Annotated in this window: 17 protein-coding genes; 2 read left to right on the top strand and 15 right to left on the bottom strand. The window is 49.6% G+C overall.

The features are described 5' to 3' along the window. Positions 1-39: 39 nt before the first annotated feature. Positions 40-975 (bottom strand): RluA family pseudouridine synthase, encoded by a 936-nt coding sequence (locus tag BQ7397_RS04775; protein WP_083703415.1) that lies wholly within the window; start codon positions 973-975, stop codon positions 40-42. Between the two features lie 83 nt (positions 976-1,058). On the opposite strand from BQ7397_RS04775, the gene BQ7397_RS04765 reads away from it, so the two are divergent. Then, the gene (locus tag BQ7397_RS04765; protein ID WP_083703414.1) at positions 1,059-1,748 is read left to right on the top strand and encodes an endolytic transglycosylase MltG; all 690 of its coding nucleotides are present in this window, start codon (positions 1,059-1,061) and stop codon (positions 1,746-1,748) included. A gap of 57 nt (positions 1,749-1,805) precedes the next feature. On the opposite strand, the gene trxB is transcribed toward BQ7397_RS04765, so the two are convergent. The 8 genes from trxB to BQ7397_RS04720 all read right to left on the bottom strand — a co-directional run bounded on the left by trxB (position 1,806) and on the right by BQ7397_RS04720 (position 12,902). Beyond that, the gene (trxB, locus tag BQ7397_RS04760) at positions 1,806-2,729 is read right to left on the bottom strand and encodes a thioredoxin-disulfide reductase (protein WP_077074961.1); all 924 of its coding nucleotides are present in this window, start codon (positions 2,727-2,729) and stop codon (positions 1,806-1,808) included. A gap of 9 nt (positions 2,730-2,738) precedes the next feature. Beyond that, on the bottom strand, positions 2,739-3,755 hold the full coding sequence (gene fni / locus BQ7397_RS04755; protein WP_077074960.1) for a type 2 isopentenyl-diphosphate Delta-isomerase: 1,017 nt from the start codon (positions 3,753-3,755) through the stop codon (positions 2,739-2,741). A 312-nt stretch (positions 3,756-4,067) separates the two neighbouring features. Continuing rightward, complete coding sequence (locus BQ7397_RS04745; protein WP_077074959.1) at positions 4,068-4,676, bottom strand: MptD family putative ECF transporter S component; 609 nt, start codon at positions 4,674-4,676, stop codon at positions 4,068-4,070. 64 nt (positions 4,677-4,740) lie between these two features. Next, positions 4,741-6,477, bottom strand: coding sequence for an ABC transporter ATP-binding protein (locus tag BQ7397_RS04740; RefSeq protein ID WP_077074958.1), 1,737 nt, complete (start codon positions 6,475-6,477; stop codon positions 4,741-4,743). Beyond that, complete coding sequence (locus BQ7397_RS04735; protein ID WP_077074957.1) at positions 6,470-8,188, bottom strand: ABC transporter ATP-binding protein; 1,719 nt, start codon at positions 8,186-8,188, stop codon at positions 6,470-6,472. Before BQ7397_RS04735 ends, BQ7397_RS04740 begins: the two co-directional genes overlap by 8 nt. Positions 8,189-8,261: 73 nt before the next feature. Next, on the bottom strand, positions 8,262-8,918 hold the full coding sequence (locus BQ7397_RS04730; RefSeq protein ID WP_200801200.1) for a TetR/AcrR family transcriptional regulator: 657 nt from the start codon (positions 8,916-8,918) through the stop codon (positions 8,262-8,264). 248 nt (positions 8,919-9,166) lie between these two features. Then, the gene (locus BQ7397_RS04725) at positions 9,167-9,820 is read right to left on the bottom strand and encodes a type I restriction-modification system subunit M N-terminal domain-containing protein (protein ID WP_077074956.1); all 654 of its coding nucleotides are present in this window, start codon (positions 9,818-9,820) and stop codon (positions 9,167-9,169) included. 361 nt (positions 9,821-10,181) lie between these two features. Further along, a complete protein-coding gene (locus BQ7397_RS04720; protein ID WP_077074955.1) occupies positions 10,182-12,902 on the bottom strand; it encodes a cation-translocating P-type ATPase in 2,721 nt (906 codons plus the stop codon). Between the two features lie 298 nt (positions 12,903-13,200). On the opposite strand from BQ7397_RS04720, the gene BQ7397_RS04715 reads away from it, so the two are divergent. After that, on the top strand, positions 13,201-14,334 hold the full coding sequence (locus BQ7397_RS04715) for a stalk domain-containing protein (RefSeq protein WP_077074954.1): 1,134 nt from the start codon (positions 13,201-13,203) through the stop codon (positions 14,332-14,334). Between the two features lie 52 nt (positions 14,335-14,386). On the opposite strand, the gene serS is transcribed toward BQ7397_RS04715, so the two are convergent. From serS to BQ7397_RS04685, 6 genes are all read right to left on the bottom strand, one after another. Further along, positions 14,387-15,679 carry a serine--tRNA ligase gene (gene serS, locus BQ7397_RS04710; RefSeq protein WP_077074953.1) on the bottom strand — a complete coding sequence of 431 codons (1,293 nt, stop codon included), beginning with the start codon at positions 15,677-15,679 and terminating at the stop codon, positions 14,387-14,389. A 272-nt stretch (positions 15,680-15,951) separates the two neighbouring features. Further along, positions 15,952-17,682 (bottom strand): vWA domain-containing protein, encoded by a 1,731-nt coding sequence (locus tag BQ7397_RS04705; RefSeq protein WP_077074952.1) that lies wholly within the window; start codon positions 17,680-17,682, stop codon positions 15,952-15,954. Then, on the bottom strand, positions 17,679-18,587 hold the full coding sequence (locus BQ7397_RS04700) for an AAA family ATPase (protein WP_077075041.1): 909 nt from the start codon (positions 18,585-18,587) through the stop codon (positions 17,679-17,681). Before BQ7397_RS04700 ends, BQ7397_RS04705 begins: the two co-directional genes overlap by 4 nt. A 63-nt stretch (positions 18,588-18,650) precedes the next feature. Continuing rightward, positions 18,651-20,168 (bottom strand): murein biosynthesis integral membrane protein MurJ, encoded by a 1,518-nt coding sequence (murJ, locus tag BQ7397_RS04695; RefSeq protein WP_077074951.1) that lies wholly within the window; start codon positions 20,166-20,168, stop codon positions 18,651-18,653. A gap of 6 nt (positions 20,169-20,174) precedes the next feature. Next, positions 20,175-21,191 carry a polysaccharide deacetylase family protein gene (locus BQ7397_RS04690; protein WP_077074950.1) on the bottom strand — a complete coding sequence of 339 codons (1,017 nt, stop codon included), beginning with the start codon at positions 21,189-21,191 and terminating at the stop codon, positions 20,175-20,177. A 9-nt stretch (positions 21,192-21,200) separates the two neighbouring features. Beyond that, entirely contained in the window at positions 21,201-22,595 is a 1,395-nt protein-coding gene (locus BQ7397_RS04685; protein WP_077074949.1) for a hypothetical protein, read from the bottom strand. Positions 22,596-22,641 lie beyond the last annotated feature (46 nt).

The raw sequence follows: 22,641 nt of genomic DNA, 5'->3' as shown, positions 1-22,641 counted from the left end.
CGGGCACACGACGGTACCGATATCTAAATCCCTTTTGAATCAAAAGTGAAGGCTCTCTCTGATTCGCTGAAATTTTCCCTTGGGCTCGGAAATAAATACCTGTCCCGACACGTCGGGAAATTCGTCACTTTCGGGAAAGACCAGCTTGTAGGCGTGAAGCAGTTGATGGTGCAGATCCCTGAAGGCGTGGGAGGGACTGCCGTACTTTCTGTCGCCGACGACGGGATGGCCGATGGATGCCAGCTGCTGGCGAATCTGATGGGTGCGGCCCGTAATCAGCTCCGCCTCCACCAGGGTGTAATTGCCCGCCGACTTCAGGGGCCGATAGATGCCCAGGGCCTCCTTGCCCTCGTCTCCTTCCACGACGCGGTTCTTGTCTCCCTCTTTCTTCAGGCGATTTTCCACCTTCCGCTCGCCCTCCAAGACCCCTTCCACAATGGTCATGTAATATTTTTCCACCTCCCGATCGCGAATCCACTCGTTGGCCGCACGCAGGCCGGCGGCGGTCTTCGCCCCCAAGATCAAACCGCTGGTGTTTCTGTCCAGGCGATTGCAAATGGATGGGACGAAAGTCTTTTCGCCTCGGGGATTGTAGCTCTTCGTGTGAATCAAATAGGCCAGCATATCGTCCACCATGTTTCGCTCGTAGGCCTTCCCCGTGCCGTGGCTCAATATGCCCACGGGCTTGTCCATAATAATGAAATCCGCCGACTCAAAGACGATGGCGGGGAACTTTCCCTTCGCCGACCTCGGCGCCTTGGAAAACTTCGCCAGAGTCTCGTCGGAAAAATAAATCTCCACCGTGTCGCCGAGGACCAAAACGTCCTCTTGCTTGGCCCTTTTTCCGTTTACCGTGATGTTTTTCTTTCGAATGGATTTATAAAGCAGAGACGCCTTGGCATTGGGAAGCAGTTTTTTTAAATAGCGATCCAAGCGCATGCCGGCGTCGTTTGTGTCAATTTTGTTAGAGATCACGAGAGCCCCTCTTTCTTTCTCTCAGCTGTGATATAATAGGTCATCATAATGATTATATCGAAATCTACAGGAAAGGGAAAACAATGAAATTTAACGGAAAAGCTTCGAAAGTTTTCGTCAACCTTTTGCGCTTTGTCGTCGTCATACTGGTGGTCCTCGTCCTGCTTTTCGTCATTAAGTGGCGGATGAACCATTTATTCTCCATGATGACACCGGAAGAGAGCAAGGACACGACCATTACCGAGGAAATTCAGTCCTCCAAGGAACAAATCGGAAAAATTTCCGACGCCGCCAAGGACGCTTCGGAAAAAACCACCTTACTTAAAATCGAAACCACGGATCCCGATTCCGTCGCCAAGCGCTTAAAGGAAGAGGGCCTCATTAACGACGCCACGGCCTTCAGCAAAATGGCCAAGCGCTCCGGCATGGCACGCTACATTACGGCGGGCAGCTACGAAATCCCCGAAGGCGCCACCGCCGAAACGATTTTGAAAATGCTCACGGAAAACGGACTGCAAAAGGCCACCCGCACCGTCAAAATCGAAATTCCCCAAGGTGCCACCGACGAAGTCATCTGCGATATCGTTTTAAAAGAAGATTTAATCGCCGACCGTCCCACCTTCCTTCAAATGATTCGCGACGCCGGCGCCGTTCCCTATATTAAACCGGGCGGCTACACCATCCACGCCCCCATTACGGCCACGGAGCTTTTGAACACCTTAATGAAACACAGCGATCAGGCAAATCAAAATCCCCCGGCACAACAACAATAGCACGCGAAAAAGCCGCCCCTTGCACTTGCAAAGAGCGGCTCTTTTTATGCCGAAAATTTAATCGTATTGGACGATGCGCTTCGCCACATCCATGGCGGCGACGCAGCCTTCGCCGCAGGCGTTAATGACCTGGCGGAAATTTTTCGCCACAATGTCTCCGGCGGCATAGACGCCGTCCACGGCGGACATTTGGTTTTCGTCCACCTTCACATAGCCCCTGTCCAATTTCAAAAGGCCTTCCAAAAATTTCGTTTGGGGCTTCACGCCGACGTAGATAAAAATGCCCAGAGGCCTGTCGCCTTTTTTCACCGTAAAGGTTTCGTCGGTCTTGTTATTGTAAAGGACCAGGCCGTCGGCCATGGCATCCCCCACGACTTCCTTCAGCTCCGTGTTCCAAAGCACGGAAATATTTTCGTGGGCCAAAGCCTTCTTCCCCAAGAAGCTTTCGGCGCGGAAGCTGTCTCTGCGGTGAACGATGGTCACCTTCGCCCCTAAATTGGCGAGGTAGAGGGCCTCTTCCACGGCGGAATTGCCGCCGCCGATGACATAGACGTCGCCGTTTTGGTAAAAGGCGCCGTCGCAGGTGGCGCAGTAGCTGATGCCACGGGAGACGAATTCCTCTTCACCGGGCACGCCCAGGCGATTGGGCTTGGAGCCCGTGGCCACGATGACATACTTGCCCTCGTAGCTTCCGGCCTCCGTCTTCACGATTTTCTTTTCGCCCTCATCTTCCACGGCGATCACCCGCTCGCGAATGGTGACCGCGCCGAAGGACGCCGCCTGCTTCGCCATGCGCATGGCGATATCCATACCCGTGTCCTCGGTGAGGGCGCCGGGGTAATTTTCCAGAGACATGGTGAGGGCCATTTGCCCGCCGTCCAGCTCCGGCTCGAAGATCACCGTGCTTAAATGGGCGCGGCTCGCGTAAATGGCGGCGGTAAGCCCCGCCGGGCCGCCGCCGATAATCATGAGATCGTACATAATTCCCTCTTATTTCAATAATTCCAAGAGACGGCCCGTGGCTTTCCACTTCACCTGTCTCAGTTCCTCTAAATTTTTCGCACCGACGAGGACCATGACAATCTTCGTCTTTTCGATCAGGTCGTTTAAATAGACCGAGGCGTAATCCACGCCGCCGTGAACGATGTATTTTAAAATTTCACCGCTGATGGCGCACATGTCGGCGCCGAGGATCATGCACTTCACCAGGTCCAGGCCGCTGCGAATGCCGCCGGATGCCGTAATGTGGAGGTCCTTCTTGCCCAGCGCCACGGCCTCGTGAAGGGCGTAGGCCGTGGGAATCCCCCAGCCGTAAAGCTCCGTCATATCCGAATTAAAGTAGCGAAGATTTTCCACCTCGAAGAAATTCGTGCCGCCGTAGCCGGAAATGTCCACGTGGCGAATGCCCAAGTCGTAAAGCTTCTCCACCACGGAAGCGTCCATGCCGAAGCCCACTTCCTTTACCAGAACGGGCACGTCCAGGGCCTCGTTCACGGCGCGGATCCTTTCCGCCGTGCCGCGAAAGTCCCGGTCTCCCTCTTCCATGGCCAGCTCCTGCGCCGGATTCAAATGGATCTGCAAGGCGTCGGCGCGAATAATATCCACGGCCTTCTTTGCCTCGTCCACGGTTAAATTGCCGTTCATGTTCCCGAGGACGATGCCATTCTCGCCGATGATCTCCCGCACCACTTCAAAGCTCTCCACGGCCTCGTCGTCTTCCATGGCGATGGTTTCACTCCCCACGGCCATAGGCAGATCGAAACGCTTGGCAAGCTCCGCCAAGTCGGAATTTATATTTTCCGCAAACTCCGTGCCCCCGGTAATGGCATTGATCATCAGGGGGAAGTGAACCTCCTTGCCCAAATAGGTGGTGGAGGTGTCGATTTCATCTACCGAAAGCTCCGGCAGAGAAATATGGGGCAGATACATATCGTTAAACAGCGGATCGCCGCGGTAATCCGTCTTTAAATAATTTTCTACATGCTCTCTTTTTCTATATTTTCTCATGTGCATCCCAGCCTTTACTTACTATGATAAATCTATCATACCATCAAACGGCCTCCGCCTAAAGAAATTTATAGTATTTATCAGCTGAAATTCCCGACAAAAAAAACCACCCGAAGGCGGCTTTGGATTGGCGGTTTAGAAAAACTGATTCAGAAAATCTTTAGACAATGAAAAAGGCTATGAGTTTGAGTGCTCATAGCCTTTTATTTAATTTTTATAATTTTCTGCCTGTTCTAAAACCATATCAAAAATTTCTTCGCTCCATTGAGGAGGATATCCGTTTTTATAAAGCGGGAAAATGATCGGCTCATCTTATTTGAGCTTGCTCTGCTGAGTGCTTTTCTCAAAGAACTTATTGTTGATGAATACTCCGAAAAATCCGGCTAACAAGCACAGCACAACATTAACGGCAGCAGCTATCAAAATCACTTCATTTGTATAGGCGGCAACCATTTGTGCTGCTTGTTCTGGAGAAAAGGTAGATGACATATATTTTACTAAACCTTCGACGCCTAAAATTTTTGTTAAAAGAATGCTGTGCATCGAATCGGTAAACATGGCAACACTAAAAGCAATGGCGATGCGTTTGCTATTATCGTACTTTCCGATAATCAGCTCGCAGACAATCCCTGCAATCAGAGTAATCGGAATCATGATCCCATAACCTAAAATTGCATATACCAACCCAAGCACAGCCCAAAAGAGAAGCGCTGTGCCACGCTTTTGTACTTTTCGAGCCGCAATCACAAAGGTCGGTCCGATCACAAAAGCGGCAAACCCGGCTGAAATGTAGAGGGCAGCCATGCCTAAAAGTCCCGTCAGCATACTGATTCCAAAGGAGACAACACAGCCAATTACTGCCAATACGGCGATCTGTACAATATTTTTTAGTTTTTCATCATAAAATTCCTTTCTGAACATTTAATTTTCGACAACATCAGGCACAATCATTTTTTGTCGAAGATGTTGTTGTTAGTTCCAAACTTTAATTTGCGAATCTCCAGCTTTCCGCCTTGCTTCTCGATTCGATAAGATCTCGATAAAGACCTCCTTGCAGCATCAATTCATCATGTGTACCGCACTGCTCAATCCCTGCTTTGTTCAGTACCAAAATCCGGTTTGCATTACGGATCGTCTTCAAGCGGTGCGCGATCATGATGACGGTTTTGTTTTGAGTAAGGGCTTCAATAGCTGCTTTCAGCTTGTCTTCGTTTTCCGGATCAACATTTGCAGTAGCTTCATCAAAGATGATAATCGGTGCATCTTTCAGCATTGCCCTGGCAATGGAAATGCGCTGTTTTTCTCCGCCGGAAAGACTTGTTCCACCTTCTCCGATCATGCTCTGATAGCCATCGGGCAAGGCGGAAATAAAGTCATGGCACTGAGCCTTTTTTGCCGCCGCAATCACATCATCGCGGGTGGCATTTGGGCATCCGAATTTAATGTTGTTTTCAATCGTATCGGCAAAAAGATAGACATCTTGGAAGACCATCGAAATATGATTCATGAGATTTTCGAGGGAGTAATCTTTTATGTTCTTTCCTCCAAGGCGAATCTCTCCTGAATTGACATCCCAAAAGCGAGAGATCAAATTGCAAAAAGTTGTTTTCCCTGAACCAGACGGCCCTACGATAGCCGTCATTGATCTTTCGGGGATATAGCAAGACACATTATTTAAGATTGGCTTTTCGCCATAGGCAAAGGAAACATTTTTAAATTCAATATCGTGTTGCTGAAGTGCATCATTGATATGACCTTCCGGCATATCTTGCATTTGATTGACGTAATCATAAGAATCCATCGCGTTGTCAATGGTTCTAAGCATGGCCATAGCACTACCAGAAGCCAATAAACTGTTAAAAATCACAAAACTGGCAACCAGCGTCATGATGGTATAGTCCAAAGCAAGCTCTCCCGAAAAGTAGCATGAAAGTGCTGTGGCAATCATAACCGAAATCGTGATCGCAATGATGATTTTCAGCAGTACCGTGTAAGGTGTAACGGCCTTTTCAAGGCTCAACGTCGATTTTTTTGTTTCTTCAAAACTTTGATCCAACTTGTTGTTATTTTGTCCGCCCAAGTTATAGGACTTGATGATCTGCATACCTTGCAAGGTTGCCAGCACTTCTTTCGTGAGATCGCTTTGTACAACAGAAACTCGATCCGAACTCTTTTTAGATCTTTGCTGCATTAAAGCGGCCGCCGCCAAGAAAATCAAAGACCCAGCGATAGCAATGAGTGCAATTTTCCAATGTAGCATAAAAAGGGACAGGATAAATACCACGGTTACAAGCAGACCGCCGAATACCATAATAAAAAGTGTGGGCACCCAAGTTTCGAGACTGTCCAACTTTGTCGTCGCAATGGCCGTTAAATTTCCTAAGCTAAAATCATTGAAAAAGCCCATTGGCACTTTTTTGATTTTTTCTCCCATAGCGATACGTTTATTTGCGGCTGTAAAATAGCCGGCATGCGTTTGCTTAAGCATGGAATTTTTCTTAGAAATAATGATGCCCAGTAAGGAAAGCAATAAGAATGCGCTGCACATACCAATCGTCTGCCACGTAATTTCCTGCTTTATAATCGCCGCAATGACCAAATAGATGGCCATAAATTGAAAAACGTTAAAAATCGCGCCAAAAAAACTCCAGATCACCGAGGAGCGAATCATTCCTTGCTCACGCTCTGCAAATTTCCATAACTTCTTAAATGTATTAATCATTTTCTTCACCTCGCATGGCCGCACTCCACAATTCTTGGTAAACCGGAGAATCTTTTAATAGTTCATCGTGTGTTCCGTGATTTTCAACATATCCATCATGGATTACAAATATTTGATCCACATCTGCAATAGTTTTCAGTCGATGGGCGATAATAATGAGCGTTTTGCCTTTTACCAATGTGGCGATGGCATCTTGCAAAATAGCTTCATTTTCTGGATCGATATAGGAAGTGGCTTCATCCAAAATGACAATCGGTGCATCTTTGAGCATGGCGCGTGCAATAGAGATGCGTTGGCGCTCACCGCCGGAGAGATGCCCGCCACCTTCTCCGGCAACCGTTTCATAGCCTTGTGAGAGCTTCATAATGAAATCGTGGCAGCCCGATTTTTTAGCGATTTCTATAATTTCCTCATCCGTTGCATTTTTTTTGCCGATGCGAATATTATCTTTGATGGAAATATCAAACAAATAATTGTCTTGAGATACATAAGAAATAGCATCCGAAAGCTGTTCTAAAAGCATATCCTTGAGAGCTATGCCACCAATTGTTATGGTGCCACTATCGGTATCCCAAAATCCGGCGAGGAGCTTTGCAACGGTCGATTTCCCTGAGCCAGAATACCCGACGAGTGCATTGACGCTACCTTCATTGATGTACAGATTGACATCCTTGATAACCTGTTTGTTGTCATCGTAAGAGAAATTCACGTGATCGAAAGTGATGTCATAGCGTGAAATGTTTTGTGTACCGGTTGCGTGGGATAACTCTTTTGAGTTGAGAACTTTTTCAATCTCACCGGCAATGGTTTTGATGCGACCCATATCGTCCTCATAAGACATCACCTGCATGATATTTGAGATTGTGCCAAACGATAAAATAATCAACATCAAAAGATGAGCGCCGCTTAGGCTACCTTGCATACAGAAGAAAAGGCCAAACGGAATGATGGTTAAAATACCCATCGGTGCAAGCGACATGCTCACCGCATAGTCGTTGTTGTTCAAGCCCATCCACTTGCAGTAATAATCTGCTTTGGCATAAACATTATCGCTGTATTTTTTATAGGATGTATCGCCTTGATTAAAAGACTTAATGACTTCGATGCCGTTGATATATTCCACAATTGAGTTGTTCATGTCTTGACCAATTTTGACTGCTTTGGGAAACATTTTAGGCATGCGCTTCATCGGGCCGGCCATAAAAAACATGCCGATCACAAGAGGAACCAGTGCCAAGAGCGAAACGCGCCAATCGAGTACAAACATGTAAACAAGAAGTAAAACCGGGCCAACAATATTAGCGGTCATTTCAGGAATCAGGTGAGCCAGGGTTGTCTCCATGCTGTCAACTTGATTCACGATGACATCTTTTAGCTTTCCTGTGCTTAAATTCAAAATGTTTCCTAACGGCATTTTGAAAAGTTTGTCCATGATATCTCGCCTGATTTCACACAAAGCACCATAGGTCGCCGTATGAGAAATCGTGGTGGAAATACCCATAAAAACTTCTTTTGCGCACAGCAGCGCGAGAATACTGAGGACTCCTTTAGTATAAAAAGCAAAATCTGTATTCCCTGCAATGAGGGCAATGATCATTTTGCTCAAGAGCACATAGGTAAAAAGTCCTGCCAGTACACCCAAAACGGCAAAAAGGACCGAGAAAAAGTAGCCGGTCTTATTTTTGGCGATGTACTTTTTCAATAAGTTCATATCAAAAAACCTCCTTAGTAAATGAATGAAATGCGGAAATTGATGGAAGATTTTAGAGTCCGGAAACTTCCGCTTACTGAGAAGTCGAACGAGTAAAATAACCTTCAAGCATGGATACCAAGTGCTGTCTGTTCTTTAGAAAATTTTCACGCGTATCTAAAATTTCACAGGATAACAAGCTTGCATTGATGAGATTCGTTACAAATTCATAGTCATCATCAGTAAGCAATCCGCAGTCGTACCCATTCATAAAATGCTTAAAGTAAGTAATCGAATCCCTCTTGAGTTTTTCATATAATGCGTTAAGCTGTTCATTTTTCTTAATCTCACCAAGAAACATGACATAGATAGGCGTAAAAGGATTATTCGCCAACATTTTATCGACGACAACTTCAGCCAAGATATGTGGTGTAAGCTTGTTCCCCATATGTTGAACCGTGTTTGTTACCATCGCTTCACGCATCCTGCTTCCTCTGTCCATAATGTCGTAGAGGATTTCTGCCGTATTTTTGTAGTAGTAGTATAATCCGCCGGCTGATAAACCGGATTTTTCACGAACATCATCCATCGTCGTATTGTTAAAGCCCTTAGAAGAAAAGAGTGCCATAGCAGCCTTTTGAATGTCTTCTTTACGCATTTCCGGATCTAATCGTTCTCTGACCATCATTTTCCTCTCCTTGACCATCATTTTCCTCTCCTTGACCATCATTTTCCTCTCCTTGACCATCATTTTCCTCTCCTTACCGAGATTAATCTCGGTAAGGAGAAATTACCATAGACTAACTTATTTGTCAAGAATTTTATGCGGTAATGGCAATTCACCTAATGTTGCATAAAAAAAGAACCCTGCCAGATAGAACAAGATTCTTGTAACGCGTAATGCTTCTTAGTTTAATTTTAGGATGAACATCGCTGTGAGCTTATTGATTTTCGTACCACATACTAAATTTTCGTACCCCTTAGTATTAGGTTCGTACCCTAAGCGGCGATGCCGTTAAAATGTATCGTATATGGTGTTTTGTTCTCATATACAACTCCGTCATATGGTTCGATTAGCTCAGTCAATAGTCTTACAACGCTTGAAGGTGTATAAAATTCACCGTCTTCCTTTGTTCCTGATGCTGCATATATTTGTAAAAAATATTCGTAGACTCTTCCGATCAAATCTTCTTCATGGAATCTATCTCCATTTATCTTATTTATCTCATCGATTAGACTTTTGATTTTACTTGCCGGAGCTCCTAAAGTAGCGTACAAATTTTGAGGCAAAGTTCCTTTTAGGGAAGGATTGTCCTCCTCTATGTCTTTCATTGCTGTATCTATTTTTATAGCTATATCATCTGCCGATGCATTTTTAACTATGTAACTCCATCTGGATGTTTCATTTAGATAATAAACATTGTCAGCATGATAAGTGGCCGGCATCTCTCTTAGCATGAATAAATCAGGATGTTCTTCTTCAATTTGTTTTCTTCTTGTTTCAAACTTATCTCCTGCAAACTTTAAGAAAACTAATCCTATTACAGCGTCTCTATTTTTTTCAGTACTTCCATATCCTCTTAATGATACTCTGCAATTCCATAATACTGATTCTAAGGATAGTTCTTCTGTTTTATCTTTATTTTTTGCCATTTTACATCTCCTTTAATTAATTACCCTGTACTCGATATTCCAAAATCTCCAGTACATCGCATTTAAACTACCTACAAATTTTGCCCCGTACTTCTATGCCTATACTCTCATCCCATCCTACTTTGTCATGACATGTAGAGTTATATTTATGGCATTTTGTAGGTCCGGTTTATTCTTTTTCCATCCTTTGTTTTTCCATAATCTATCATTGGAAAGACATCATCCACCTCAAATGATTCTTCTACTATGTACAGTCCTTCGACAGTATTATGCCAAATTTTATAACTCTATCTTCGCAGGATGAAAGATGGTTTTGAGTTCGGGAGATAAGCATTAAAAAACCGCCCGAAGGCGGCTTTTCTTATTTGTTCTTCACATCCCCGACGTGGGTTTGTTTGAAGCGAATCATTTTTTGTACTTCGCCGATGACCAAGGGGATCAGGGCGGAGACGAGGACGATGGCCCAGTCGGTCATGTTCAGGTCCGTCATGTGGAACAGCTCTTCCAGGAAGGGAATGTAGAGGACCACGAGGACCATGGCCAATGACAGGAACACGGCTTGGTTCAAGCGCTTGTTGGTGAAGAAACCCATTTTAAAGAGGGTATCGTCGATGCTTCTCGAGGAGAAAGAGCGGAACAGTTCGCTGAAGACCAAGGTGGAGAAGGCCATGGTGCGGGAGTAGACGAGCCCGTCGCCGTCCATGCCGTGGGTGGTGAGGGCGTAGTGGTAGACGCCCAGGGTGGCCGCCGTAATGGCCAGGGATTGAATGATCAAGGTGATGGTGACGTTCTTATCCAAAATCGGTTCCTTGGGATCCCGCGGCGGTTCGAACATGGTTTCCTCTTCGCCTTTTTCCACGCCGAGGGCCAATGCCGGGAAGGAGTCCGTGACCAGGTTGAGCCACAGGAGCTGGATGGGCAAGAAGGGCGTGGGCAGGTTCATGATAATGGAGAGGAAGACCACCAGTACTTCACCGATGTTACAGCTCAAGAGGAAGGTGACGAATTTTTTAATATTGGCGTAGATGATTCGCCCTTCTTCCACGGCGTTGACGATGGTGGCGAAGTTGTCGTCGGTTAAGATGACGTCCGCCGTATTTTTTGCCACGTCGGTGCCGGTGATGCCCATGGCGATGCCGATGTCCGCCTTTTTAATGGCGGGGGCGTCGTTGACGCCGTCGCCGGTCATGGCGGCGATCTCGCCGTTTTCCTTCAGGGCCGTGACGATCTGTACTTTATTTTCAGGGGACACGCGGGCGAAGACCCGGGTGGTCTTGACGATTTCTCGAATTTCTTCCGGGGTCTTGTCGTTGAGCTCTTCCCCCATCATGGCCTTATCGCCTTCCCGCAAAATGCCCAGCTCTTCGGCGATGGCCTTGGCGGTGAGAAGGTAGTCCCCGGTAATCATGACGGGAACGATGCCGGCGTTTCGGCATTCTTTAATGGCGGCCTTTACTTCCGGGCGGGCCGGGTCGATCATGCCGGTGAGGCCGACGAAGACCATGTCCCGTTCGTTTTCTTCCGTGGAAGGCGCCTCGGGCATGGCATCGTAATTTCTAAAGGCAAAGGCCAACACGCGGAGCGCCTCTTGGGCAAAGGCGTTGTTTTGTTCCAGTATGGCCTTTCTGTCTCCTTCGGTGAGCTCCACGATCTTTCCGTCTTTAAACAGGTACTTGCAGTTTTTCAACACCACGTCCGGCGCGCCCTTGGTAAAGGACGACACCTTGTTTTCGAAAAAGTTTTCGTGGAAGGTGGACATCATCTTGCGATCGGAGTCGAAGGGAATTTCGCCGATACGGGGGAATTCTCCTTCCAGCTCTTCTTCCTTGATGCCCAGTTTGCCCGCCAGAGTAATGAGTGCGCCTTCCGTAGGGTCGCCTAAAATGCTGTGGGTGCCGCCCTCTTCGATGAGGTCGGCGTCGTTGGTTAAGGTGGCGATGGAAGACAGGGTCTTGAGCCCGTTGACGTCGTCAAAGGTAATGGGCTTGCCGTCCAAAGACAGCTCCCCTTCCGGCGCATAACCCGTGCCGGAGACGTCCATAATCTTGCCGTCGAGATAGACCTTGGTGACGGTCATTTCGTTTTGAGTCAAGGTGCCCGTCTTATCGGAGCAGATATAAGTGGTGGTCCCCAAGGTTTCCACGGCCAAGAGCCGCTTCACGATGGCGTGGCGCTTCGCCATATTGCCCATGCCCATGGAAAGGACGATGGTGACGATGGCGGGCAGGCCTTCGGGAATGGCGGCGACGGCGAGGGACACCGAGGTCATAAACATGCGCAGGGTGTCGTGGCCGTAAAGCTTGCCGACGGCAAAGACCACGGCGCAGACGGCGACGACGAGAATGCCCAAGGTCTTGGACAGACCCGCCAGCTTCTTTTGCAGCGGCGTCTGCTCTTCTTCCATGGTGGAGAGGGTGGTGGCGATTTTGCCGATTTCCGTCTCTTCTCCCGTGGCGGTAACGATGCCCTTGCCTCGACCGTAGGTGACGATGGAGGCGGAGTAGGCGTAATTTTCTCTGTCGCCGATGCCCGCATCTTCTTCCAGTGTGGTGTCGGCGTCCTTTTCAACGGAAACGGATTCGCCGGTTAAAGACGACTCGTCGATTTTTAAATTGGTGCTTTCCACCAGGCGCATGTCCGCCGGCACGATGTCGCCGGTTTCCAAAATCACCAGGTCCCCGGGTACCACGTAGACGGAGTCGATTTCCACGGGACGGCCCCCGCGAATCACCTTCACCGTAGGGGAACTCATTTTCTTTAAGGCGGCAATGGCTTCTTCCGCCTTGCCTTCCTGTACGATACTTAACACGGCATTCACGATGACGATGGCGAGAATAATGATGGAGTCTACCATCTCGCCGACGAAGCCGGAAATGACCGCGGCGATTAAAAGGATAATGATCATGGGGTCGAGGCATTGTTCCGCCAGCTTTTTGGCGAAGGACTTCCCTTCCTCTTCCTGCAGCTCATTGCCCCCGTACTTTTCCAGACGCTTCTCCGCGTCTTCCGGAGCGAGCCCCGTGGTGTCGTTGGCGGACAGTTCCTCCAACACTTCCCGGGCACTCATTTTGTACCAATCCATAAATACCTCCTCATTGTAAAAAAAGACTCCTGTCCCACGGACAAAAGTCTCACAGCCTGTTTAGGATCCTTGGCCGGGCCGAAGCCGGATTGACGACCAAAGAATAATAGTTACTCCCCTTTGTTTCGACAAGTAGTATACCAAAAAGAAGCAGGTGGGGTCAATGGATATAGGGGAAATTAAAGAGGATACAAAGAATGACGAACGTCCTCTATAGATACAGTTTTTCCGTGCAATTCCAATCGGAAAATAATATAATAAATGCAAGATTAAAAAACATTGAAAAGGATATGATGAAATGAAAAGATGGTCTCTTCTGCTTCTGGTCTTCGTACTGTTCATTCCCTCGAAAAGCTTTGCTCAACGGAATGTAAAGATCTTTACATTAGGCGATTATATTTACGGCGACGTGGCACCGACAATCGAAAACGACCGCGTCCTCGTTCCATTACGCCTTATTGGGGAAAGCTTAGACTCAAAAGTTAAGTGGGTCCCCGCAACACAAAAAGTCATTCTCAAACGATTCACCCAAAAAGGAACCGATGCAACTATTGAATTGCAAATCAATCGACGCCAAGCCACTGTAAAAGAAAATGGCATGACCAAGCACATTACATTGGATGTGCCCGCTAAGATTAGTAATGGTCGTACCCTTGTTCCTATTCGATTTATATCCGAGGCTTTCGGCGAAATTGTTAGCTGGGACAATGCCAATTCTACGGTAGTTATCGGCAAGACCTACTATCCGCCTCGTGACCATAAGCTTCTGTCGATTCACTACGAGGGAAAAGAGTTTAAAGTCCACTCTTTTCAAATAGGCGATCGCCGCATGATATCAGTAAAAGATTTTACGAAAGGAATGGGCTGGATCTACAGCATCGATCGTAATAATTACATTTGGGGCGGAGATAATCCTCCCGAAATCGGCGTTCTTGTAACGGAACCCGCAACGAAACGTGAAGTTGTCTTTCACGGACGCGGCATCCAATGTGACGGCATCTATCTGGATCAAGACACGAGCATGGAATATGTTAACAGCAGCCTTACCGTTGACGGCGATTATTACATCCCTCTAAGAGAGCTGGCAGTAGGACTTCATTGGACCGGTGATTTTAAAGAAGAAGATAGCGACGTCTATTTTAACGAAGATCGAGTCAATACGAAGTATAACATTGTCTACCGATTCGACATCGAGTCCTACGATCCCGATCAAGAACCCGTTTTTGATACAAAAACGTCTACTGTTAACAGACTAGAATACATTAACTACCATTACCGGATCATGCCCATGAATAAAACGCCTGCGGAATTTAACCTGCAAATGGAAAGTGCGTCTTATAAAAAACCAAAAGATGAATCCACCCTTTTCCACTTGAATATTTTTCAGCTACGCCCTAAAAATCTTTCGGTTTTATTATCCATGGGTGAGTAAGGTTTTTTCTATCTTCACCAAAAAAGGCGCCACCTTTACGATGGCGTCTCTTTTATTTTTTAGAAACTTCAATTTTTTCCTTAAAGCCCATGTAGGGGCGCAGCACTTCGGGAATGAAGATGCTTCCGTCTTCTCGGTAGTGGTTTTCCAAGAAAGCGATGAGCATACGGGGCGGTGCTACCACGGTGTTGTTCAGGGTGTGAGCCAAATAGAGCTTGCCGTCTTCGCCGCGAATGCGAATGTTTAAGCGGCGGGCTTGGGCGTCGCCTAAATTGGAGCAGCTGCCCACCTCGAAGTATTTTTGTTGACGGGGAGACCAGGCTTCCACGTCGCAGCTCTTGACCTTGAGGTCGGCCAAGTCGCCGGAGCAGCATTCCAAGGTGCGCACGGGAATGTCCATGGTGCGGAAAAATTCCACGGTGTTTTGCCACAGCTCGTTGTAAAAGTCTTTACTGTCTTCGGGCTTGCAGATGATGATCATCTCTTGCTTTTCGAATTGGTGAATCCGATAGACGCCGCGCTCTTCGATGCCGTGGGCGCCCACTTCTTTTCTGAAGCAGGGGGAATAGCTGGTAAGCTTGTGGGGCAGGGTGGCTTCGTCGGTAATGGAGTCGATGTACTTGCCGATCATGGAGTGTTCGCTGGTGCCGATCAGGTACAGGTCTTCTCCTTCGATTTTGTACATCATGTTTTCCATTTCGGCGAAGCTCATGACGCCGCTGACCACGTCGCCGCGAATCATAAAGGGCGGAATGTGATAGATATAGCCCTTGTCGATCATGAAGTCCCGGGCGTAGGAAAGGATGGCGGAGTGCAGACGGGCGATGTCGCCGCGCAGATAGTAAAAGCCGCTACCCGAGGTCTTTCTCGAGCTTTCCAAATCGATGCCGGCCACGGCTTCCATAATGTCCACGTGATAGGGGACCTCGTAATCGGGAACCACGGGCTCGCCGAAGCGTTCCAGTTCCACATTTTCCGTGTCGTCTTTGCCAATGGGCACGGTGTCGTCCATAATTTGCGGAATCACCAACATGATTTCGCGAATGCGATCGGACTTCTTGCCCTCTTCTTCTTCCAATTCCTCGATGCGGTCGTTAATGGCCTTCACCTCGGCCTTCACTTCTTCCGCTTCGTCCTTCTTGCCTTCCTTCATCAGGCCACCGATGGATTTCGACAAGGTGTTGCGCTTGGCGCGAAGGTCGTCGCCTTCGGTCTTTGCCGCGCGATTGGCCACGTCCAGCTCCAATACCTCGTCCACGAGGGCGAGCTTGTCGTCCTGGAATTTCTTTTTAATATTTTCCTTTACAAGTTCGGGATTTTCACGAATCATGCGAATGTCTAACATCTTTACCTCCATAAAAAAAGCCGCCACATCCCCTATGGGACGAGACGGACCCGCGTTGCCACCCAAATTAACCGTTGCCGGTTCACTTCATTGTCGGGCTCAAAGACGGATTCAAAAACTGCTCCCGCCTGCTCGCACCATCCGCAGGCTCTCTGTCGGGTTACATTTTTTACTGCTTCTTATCGTCGCCCTATGCTGTTGGTGGTAGTATACCACAGCTCCGGGAAAAAGGGTAGGCGGGCAAATAAAAAAGAGCCCGCAGGCTCTGATTTTTATTGCAGGCGTTCCACCACGCTCTTTAAATATTTTCCCACCACCACGGAGAAGCGTTCCAGATCTTTGATGCGCACGAAGTCGGTGCCGAAGATGAGTTTTTCCTGATCCAGCTCTTTGTCTTCCCCGGTAAAGACGCCGAGGACGGCTCGCTGCTTCAGCTTGCCCTGCAGCACTTCCGCCGCCGTATCGTACACCGCCGCTTCCCCTTCGTAGTCTGCGACGGCGCCTTTGTTGGCGTCGAGGCCGATGGAGAGCAGGTCGTTGGGCATGCCGTCGGAAAGGACGATGAGCACCTTCGTGTCCGATTCGATGTCCTCCATGGTTTCAAAGACGTAGCGCAGGGCAAAGCCGTCGCGATTGGAGCCGCCGGCCTTGTAGGAAAAGATCTCGCGATTTTCCTTGGGCTCGTCCTTGTAGTCGCGGAAGATGCGAATGATTTGGTAGTGAAAGAGATTGCAAAAGCCCATGACCCGGGTGGGTATGCGAAGCTGGGTGAGGGCTTCGGCGATTAAAAAGCCTTGGATGGCCACTTCCGCCTGACGATCCTGTTGGGAGCCGCTCATATCTAAGAGAATATCCACGGCAAAGGAATTTTCCTGCTCGAAGGAATTTTTCTTGAAGATGCGGTCGTCGCCGAGGATCACGTGGCGCCAGAGCAAACTCGTGTCGATGGCGCCGTTGGCGGCGTGAACCGATTCCTGAGATGAGTCGTCCAGCAGATTTTTTCGAATGATTTCTCTCAGCTCGAAGACGGACCGCTCGTAGATGTGGCGGTCTTTCTCGTAGACGGCTTCCGTTTCCTGCCTTTGGGCGAGGATTTGGTCTTCGAAAAACTTCGCCCCGATGTCATTTTCGAAGCGGCCATTGGTAACGTGAAGGCGCATGCCTTGGTGCATGCCCGTGGCGATGGCGGCTTCGATTTTTTTCGCCTTGGCCGGGGACAGGGCTTCCTTGCCGTAGTGCTTGCGCACTCGGCTCAGGATGCGGGCTTCGTTGTCGGCACGGCCCTTGGATATGGTGGCGTCGGATTCCACCACCTTGGAGGTGTCGCGAATGACGCCGGAAAATTCCGCCGACTCGATGATTTCCGTCTCGCTGTCTTCGATAAGCGCCGCCTGTTTTTCCACGATTTTCCGGTGCTTTTTCTTTGGCTCCGGTTGATCTGCGGGCGGGGGCGGCGCGTCCTTGTCCTCGATCTTTTTTTCCACCTCGAAGGTCAGGGTGGGGTTCACGTGGAAATGCTCCCGCCACAGTCGGGCCAGGTAGTCGTAAAACTCCCCTTCGTTTTTTATTTTATCCCCGGCGATCAATTTGCGCATTAAGGGTTCAAGAAAGGTGCCGGCGCTCATGGGCTTGCCCATGCGGTAGGCGGCGTATTGCATTTCCATTTCCTGAGCCAGATCCCGCTTGTTTAAAAAGTCCAGGGCGCGGAAGCGGCCGGTGTAGGCCCCCTTCGCCATGGCTTTGATGCCGGGTCGTTCGCTGTAAAGGGTATTCTTCGTGTATTGCAAAGCCAGAATCCGCGCCACGGTAGACATATCTTTTCCGTTGGACACATTGGCCGTGTTCTTCGCCACGAAATTCGCCAGGCGATTTTTCGGAAAGGCCCGATCGATGATCCCCGATTCCGCCGCGTCAAAGCCGTCGCCTTCGCCGCCGTAGCGACGCTGGTAATTGCCGCCGACGGTCCAGTACACGTTTTGCCGACGCTTGTCCGTCCAGCTCATCGGAACAGTTCACCCTTCGTCACGTCCTTTGCAAAGAGGGTGTCGATGACATCGTCTACCACTTCCTTTTCGAAGCGGTCGAAGGATTTGTTCACGATCCCCATGTTCAGAGCGTCCTTCACGCCGAGGCCACGCTCCATCATGGTGAGGGCGCCGAAAAGGCCCCGCATGTCCACGGCCTTGGAGGAAATTTCCCCTTCCAGACTTTTGTTTTGCAGATCCGTAAAGAGGCGGGCGAAGAGGAGCATGCCCTCTTCGTTTAAGTTGGTCTCTTCCCGCAAAATCTGTTTCAGCCCTTCCCCCTCAAGGATCGGCATGTCGATAACCATAAAGCGGCTGATGAGGGCTTCGTTCAGCTCGCGGGTGCCCATGTAGCCGTAGTTCATGGTGCCGATAAAGCGGGTGGCGTCGTCTAAGGGAATGCGGTCGTAGCCCGCCACGTCGATCATGCGGCGAAAGTCCAGCGCCGAGTGCACCACGGAAAGGGATTCGTTTTTCGCCATATTGATTTCGTCGAAGATGGCGAAGCCGCCCTTTTCTGCCGCCAAGGTGACGGGACCCTTCTTTAAAACCACTTCCCCGTTACGGAAGGTGTCCACGCCGATTAAGGAGGCACTGTCCACGTTGACGTTTAAGGACATATTCCACATGGGGCGATTAAAAAGCTGGGCCAGGTTTTCGGAAAAGACGTTTTTCCCCGTGGCCTTGGGTCCCGAAAGCAAAATGTGGTAGCCGGAGAGGATGGCGTAAATGGCTTTTTCCCAAATGCTCTTGCCGTAGTAACGGTAAATGGATTCCGGCACCCGGTCCGCCACGGCGGGATCCACGGGATGCTCGCGAACGAAGTCCTCCACTTCTTTTAACAGGGTTTCATCGATGGTTTGCTTGTGTAAAAAATCGACCAGTTCTTCTCTCTTCATGTCTTCCCTTCTCTATATCAATGGTTTTATTTTTAGTCTTGAATAAATTTATACCTTATTTTTCTTTTCGTAAAGCAATTTTTTTATTTGTTCGATCTCGTCAAATTTCATAATGACGGCGAGGAGCACATAGCTCGCCCCCGCCACGGCCATGGCGACCAGTAGGGCCAGGTTCGGGGAAAGAAGGCCGAGGAGGATCTTCTCCGCTCCTTTGGCGATCACACCCATAAGAACGGAGGCCAGGGCGATCTTTGCCATGTTCTTTATGCCGCTGCTAAGCTTCAGTCCCATGGCGGCACGCTTTAAGTGGATCAGCATGCCCACAGCCCCCACCCACAGAGAGACGGAGGTACCGAGAGCGAGGCCCGGCAGGCCGAAGTATTTGCCGAAGAGAAAGCTCAGGGCCACATTGACCACGGCCATGTAGGCGGCGTTGATCAGGGGCACTCGGGCGTCCTTTCGGCTGTAAAAAATCCTGACGCCGATTTCCCGAATGCCGATGGCGAACAGGCCCAGGGCGTAAAATAAGAGCACTTCCCCTGTGGCCCGCACGTCCTCCGCGGAAAAGGCGCCGCTTAAAAATAAAAGCTGCACGATTTCTCTGTGAAAGCACATGACGCCGACGGTGGCGGGCAAGACGAAGGCCGCCATAAGTGACAGGCTATCACGCAAGACCGCGGAGAGCTCCTCGGCGTTTTTACTTTCCACCAGCTTCGCCATGCGAGGGTAGGTGACGGTGACGATGCTGGTCACCACGATGCCCGTGACGAAGCCTTGAATCTTTGTGGCGTAATTGATTACCGCCACGCCGGTGGAGGCGATGGTGGATGCCAACGCCTTGCTGACGATGTTATTTATCTCCAGCACCGAGGTGGAAATCAAAATGGGCAGGACCAGGAGCCACATTTTTTTCATGGCCTCGCTTTTCACGGCGTAGCCGCGGCGCAGGTGAAGGCCGCTTTTTTTCAAATAGGGCAGAAAGATTACGTATTGAACGCAAAAGGCAAAGAGGATGCCCAATGCCAAGAGACCCATATTGCCCGCCCGGCCGAAAAACATGGCGGCGATTAAGACGGAGTTCATGACCACGGAGTGGAACATGGACACGATAAAGTGCTCGTAAATTTGCAGATAGGCTTTAAATATGGAAAAGACGGCGGTTACCGTCATGCTCAGCGCCGTGATGCGACTCATGTAGACGGTCTTTTCGAAGACCGCGCCGTGAAAGCCCGGCGCCATCATATGCACCAGTTGCGGGGCAAAGAGGATGGCGAGAAGGCTTAATACCAATGCCGCTGCCGCCACGACCACGGACAGAGTGGTGGTAAAGCCGTCGGCCTTTTCTCTTCCCTCTCGGTGGGCGAGCTCCGTGTAGACGGGAATAAAGCCCCCGGCGATAAAGCCCGAAAATAAATTGGACAGGACCATAGGCAGGGTGAAGGCGATAAGAAAAATATTCGCCACATCCGATGTACCAAAAAAATGGGCTAGGGCTTTTTCCCTAGCCAATCCAAAAAATTTGGTCCCTATGGTGATGAGCATTAAAAGTAGGGATGTGTGTTGCATGGCCACCTACTTTAAAACACCGAAGCTGTAGCCGTCGGCGCGCAGGGCGTCGATGACGTGAGGCAAGGCGTCGGCGGAAAGCTGTTTTGTTTCCGCATCGTGCATTAGGATGACGATGACCGACGCGTCGTCGTTTTTCGGCATGGATTTCTTTAAAAATTCCGCCAGACCTTCAGGTGTCGTGGGGCGGCGCTTCGCCGGCTCCGCATCCCCTGTCAGGGCGTTCCAGTCGATCCAGGAAATGTCCATGTCCTTTAATTTTTTGTCAGAGGCATCCAGGCCCTTCCAGCTCATGTGCCCGCCGGGGTAGCGCCACACGCCGGAGTGGAAGCTTTTACCCAAAACGTCCTGCAGGGCTTTTTGCGTCTTGGCAGCTTCCCCTTCCACTGCCGCCGCATTGGCGACGCGTCCGGGATAGAGCTTGTGGTAATCGTGGCTGTAGGAGTGCAGAGCGATGGCGTGGCCTTCGGTAAGCTCGCGAAGAAGAATGTCTCGCGTCTTTTCACCCACGTTTCTTCCCACGACAAAGAAAGTGGCGTGGGCCTCTTTTTCTTTCAGAATATCCAACATTTGAGGAGAGATCTTGTGATTGGGGCCGTCGTCGAAGGTTAGGAAGGCGATTTTTTTATCGCCCGTATACTCCCGCTTGCCTTCGATAATATCGGAAATTTCACCGGCATCGTAGGCATAGCTCGACGCACGGGTAATGTGGTTTTGTCCCTTGGCCAGATGAATGTCGATGCGGTCGTTAATAATATTGTTGGTTAAATTGCCTACTTCCTCCGGCGTATAGGCGCGGGCGGGATTTAGGGCGTCCAGATTTTTCAGGACGAACCATTCCACTTGATTGCCGCCGACCTCGTCGCCACTCGAGGCCATGGATTTTAATTTATGAAAGACGCCGCCGAATACGACGATAATGGCGACGAAAAGCACGAGACCCCTGATGCGGGCCCGGCGCTTTCTCTTTTTAATGCGGGCGATCCTTCGCCGCCTTTGTCTTTCCATTTCTTCTCTGTTCATAAATCCTCCTTAAGGACGTATCGTCACACCTTGGGCGATTTTCACGCCGTCGCCGTAGACATAGCCCTTCACAATATTGCCGTTGTATAGCCACAGTACGCGGCGTTCTCTTAATGTATCGTCGATATTGACCATGTCCAACACCCGGTGGGTATCGGAATCTAAATCCTTTAGCTTTATTGTATTTCCCTGACCGAGAGCCAGGTAGCGGTCGTTCATCAGCTTCACGCTGTGGCTCTTGCCGGCGTCATAGGCGAGAGAGCACAGGACCTTTAAATCCTCCGCCGATAAAATGCTCACGAGGCCCAGCTGTCCGTCGTCCAGGACGATATAGGAGTCGCTGAGCTTAAAGCTCACGCCGCTTTTTGCATCCATGCTTCGGGGAAGGCCGCCTTTATCCTGCAGGAACAATTGGCCGTCGGCTTTAAAAAGCACACGACCTCCCTGTACGTCGAAATCCTCCACCCCTCGATTCACGACGCGCTTCAATGTCTTTGTCTTGGGATAAAAGACGTCAATGCCGTCGGCTCTTTGAAAGTAGATGCCGCCCTCGTCGTAGCAGAATTTTTTCGCCTCTCTCATGGCGTAGGGCATGGTAAAAATTTGCCGCGGCCCTTTTTCCAAGGGATAAATATAAATTCTGTGGCCGTCCGTCGCCAGGGCCGACTTGGTTTTCTCGTCGTAATCTCGAGGGCTTTCTAAGGCGAGGTCGCCGACAAAGTCCACGGTCTGTTTTTCGTTCAGATGAAACAGACTCCCCATGCCCCGGGGCACCTTTTCGCCCCAGCCCAAAAGCTCGGTGCCGTTCATGTCGAGGATGGCAGTGGCCATGGTGCCGTCCCGATAGGGATGAATGCTTCCCACCTTCACGGCGCGCTCGGGGACGACCTTCACCTTCTCAGGCGGCGGCACGATTAAAAGGCCGGAGCCGTCGTCGGTTAAATTGGCGGTGTAGCCCATGTGCTCCAAGCAAAAAAACAAAGGCACGTAAAGCACATCGTCTACAAGGGTGGGATAGGCGCGAGCCTCCGTGGAACCGGACTGGCCGATGACAGCCGCCCTGTCCACGGCCATGTAGATGCGATCGATTTGATTAATGGTGATGATCCCTTCATCGGGCAGATAGCTGATGCGCTTTTCCCCCACGAGATGAAGCAGATCTCTGTAGGCCATGGCCCACTGACCGTTCACCTTTTTCAAGGGATAGGTATAATAAAATGGCACCGCCTGATCCTCCGACGGATCAAAACGTACAATTTCGGGAACGGATTCAGGCGAGGTCACCTCCGGCTTTGCCTTTTTCATGTCGCGAAAAAAATGGCTTTCCGGTGGATAGGGCGCCGCCGCCATAAGAAAAACGGCGAGAAAAATGCCTAATGCCCAAAGGGCGCTTCGTCTCTTCATCTCCTCGCCTCCACCTATTATTTTACCACAGCTTTTCGCCTCGAAT

It is taken from the genome of Aedoeadaptatus urinae (genome assembly GCF_900155585.1).
GTDB classification, from domain to species: Bacteria; Bacillota; Clostridia; order Tissierellales; family Peptoniphilaceae; genus Aedoeadaptatus; species Aedoeadaptatus urinae.
Note: the sequence above shows the minus strand (reverse complement) of the source record. Positions and strands in the feature narration are given on the sequence as shown.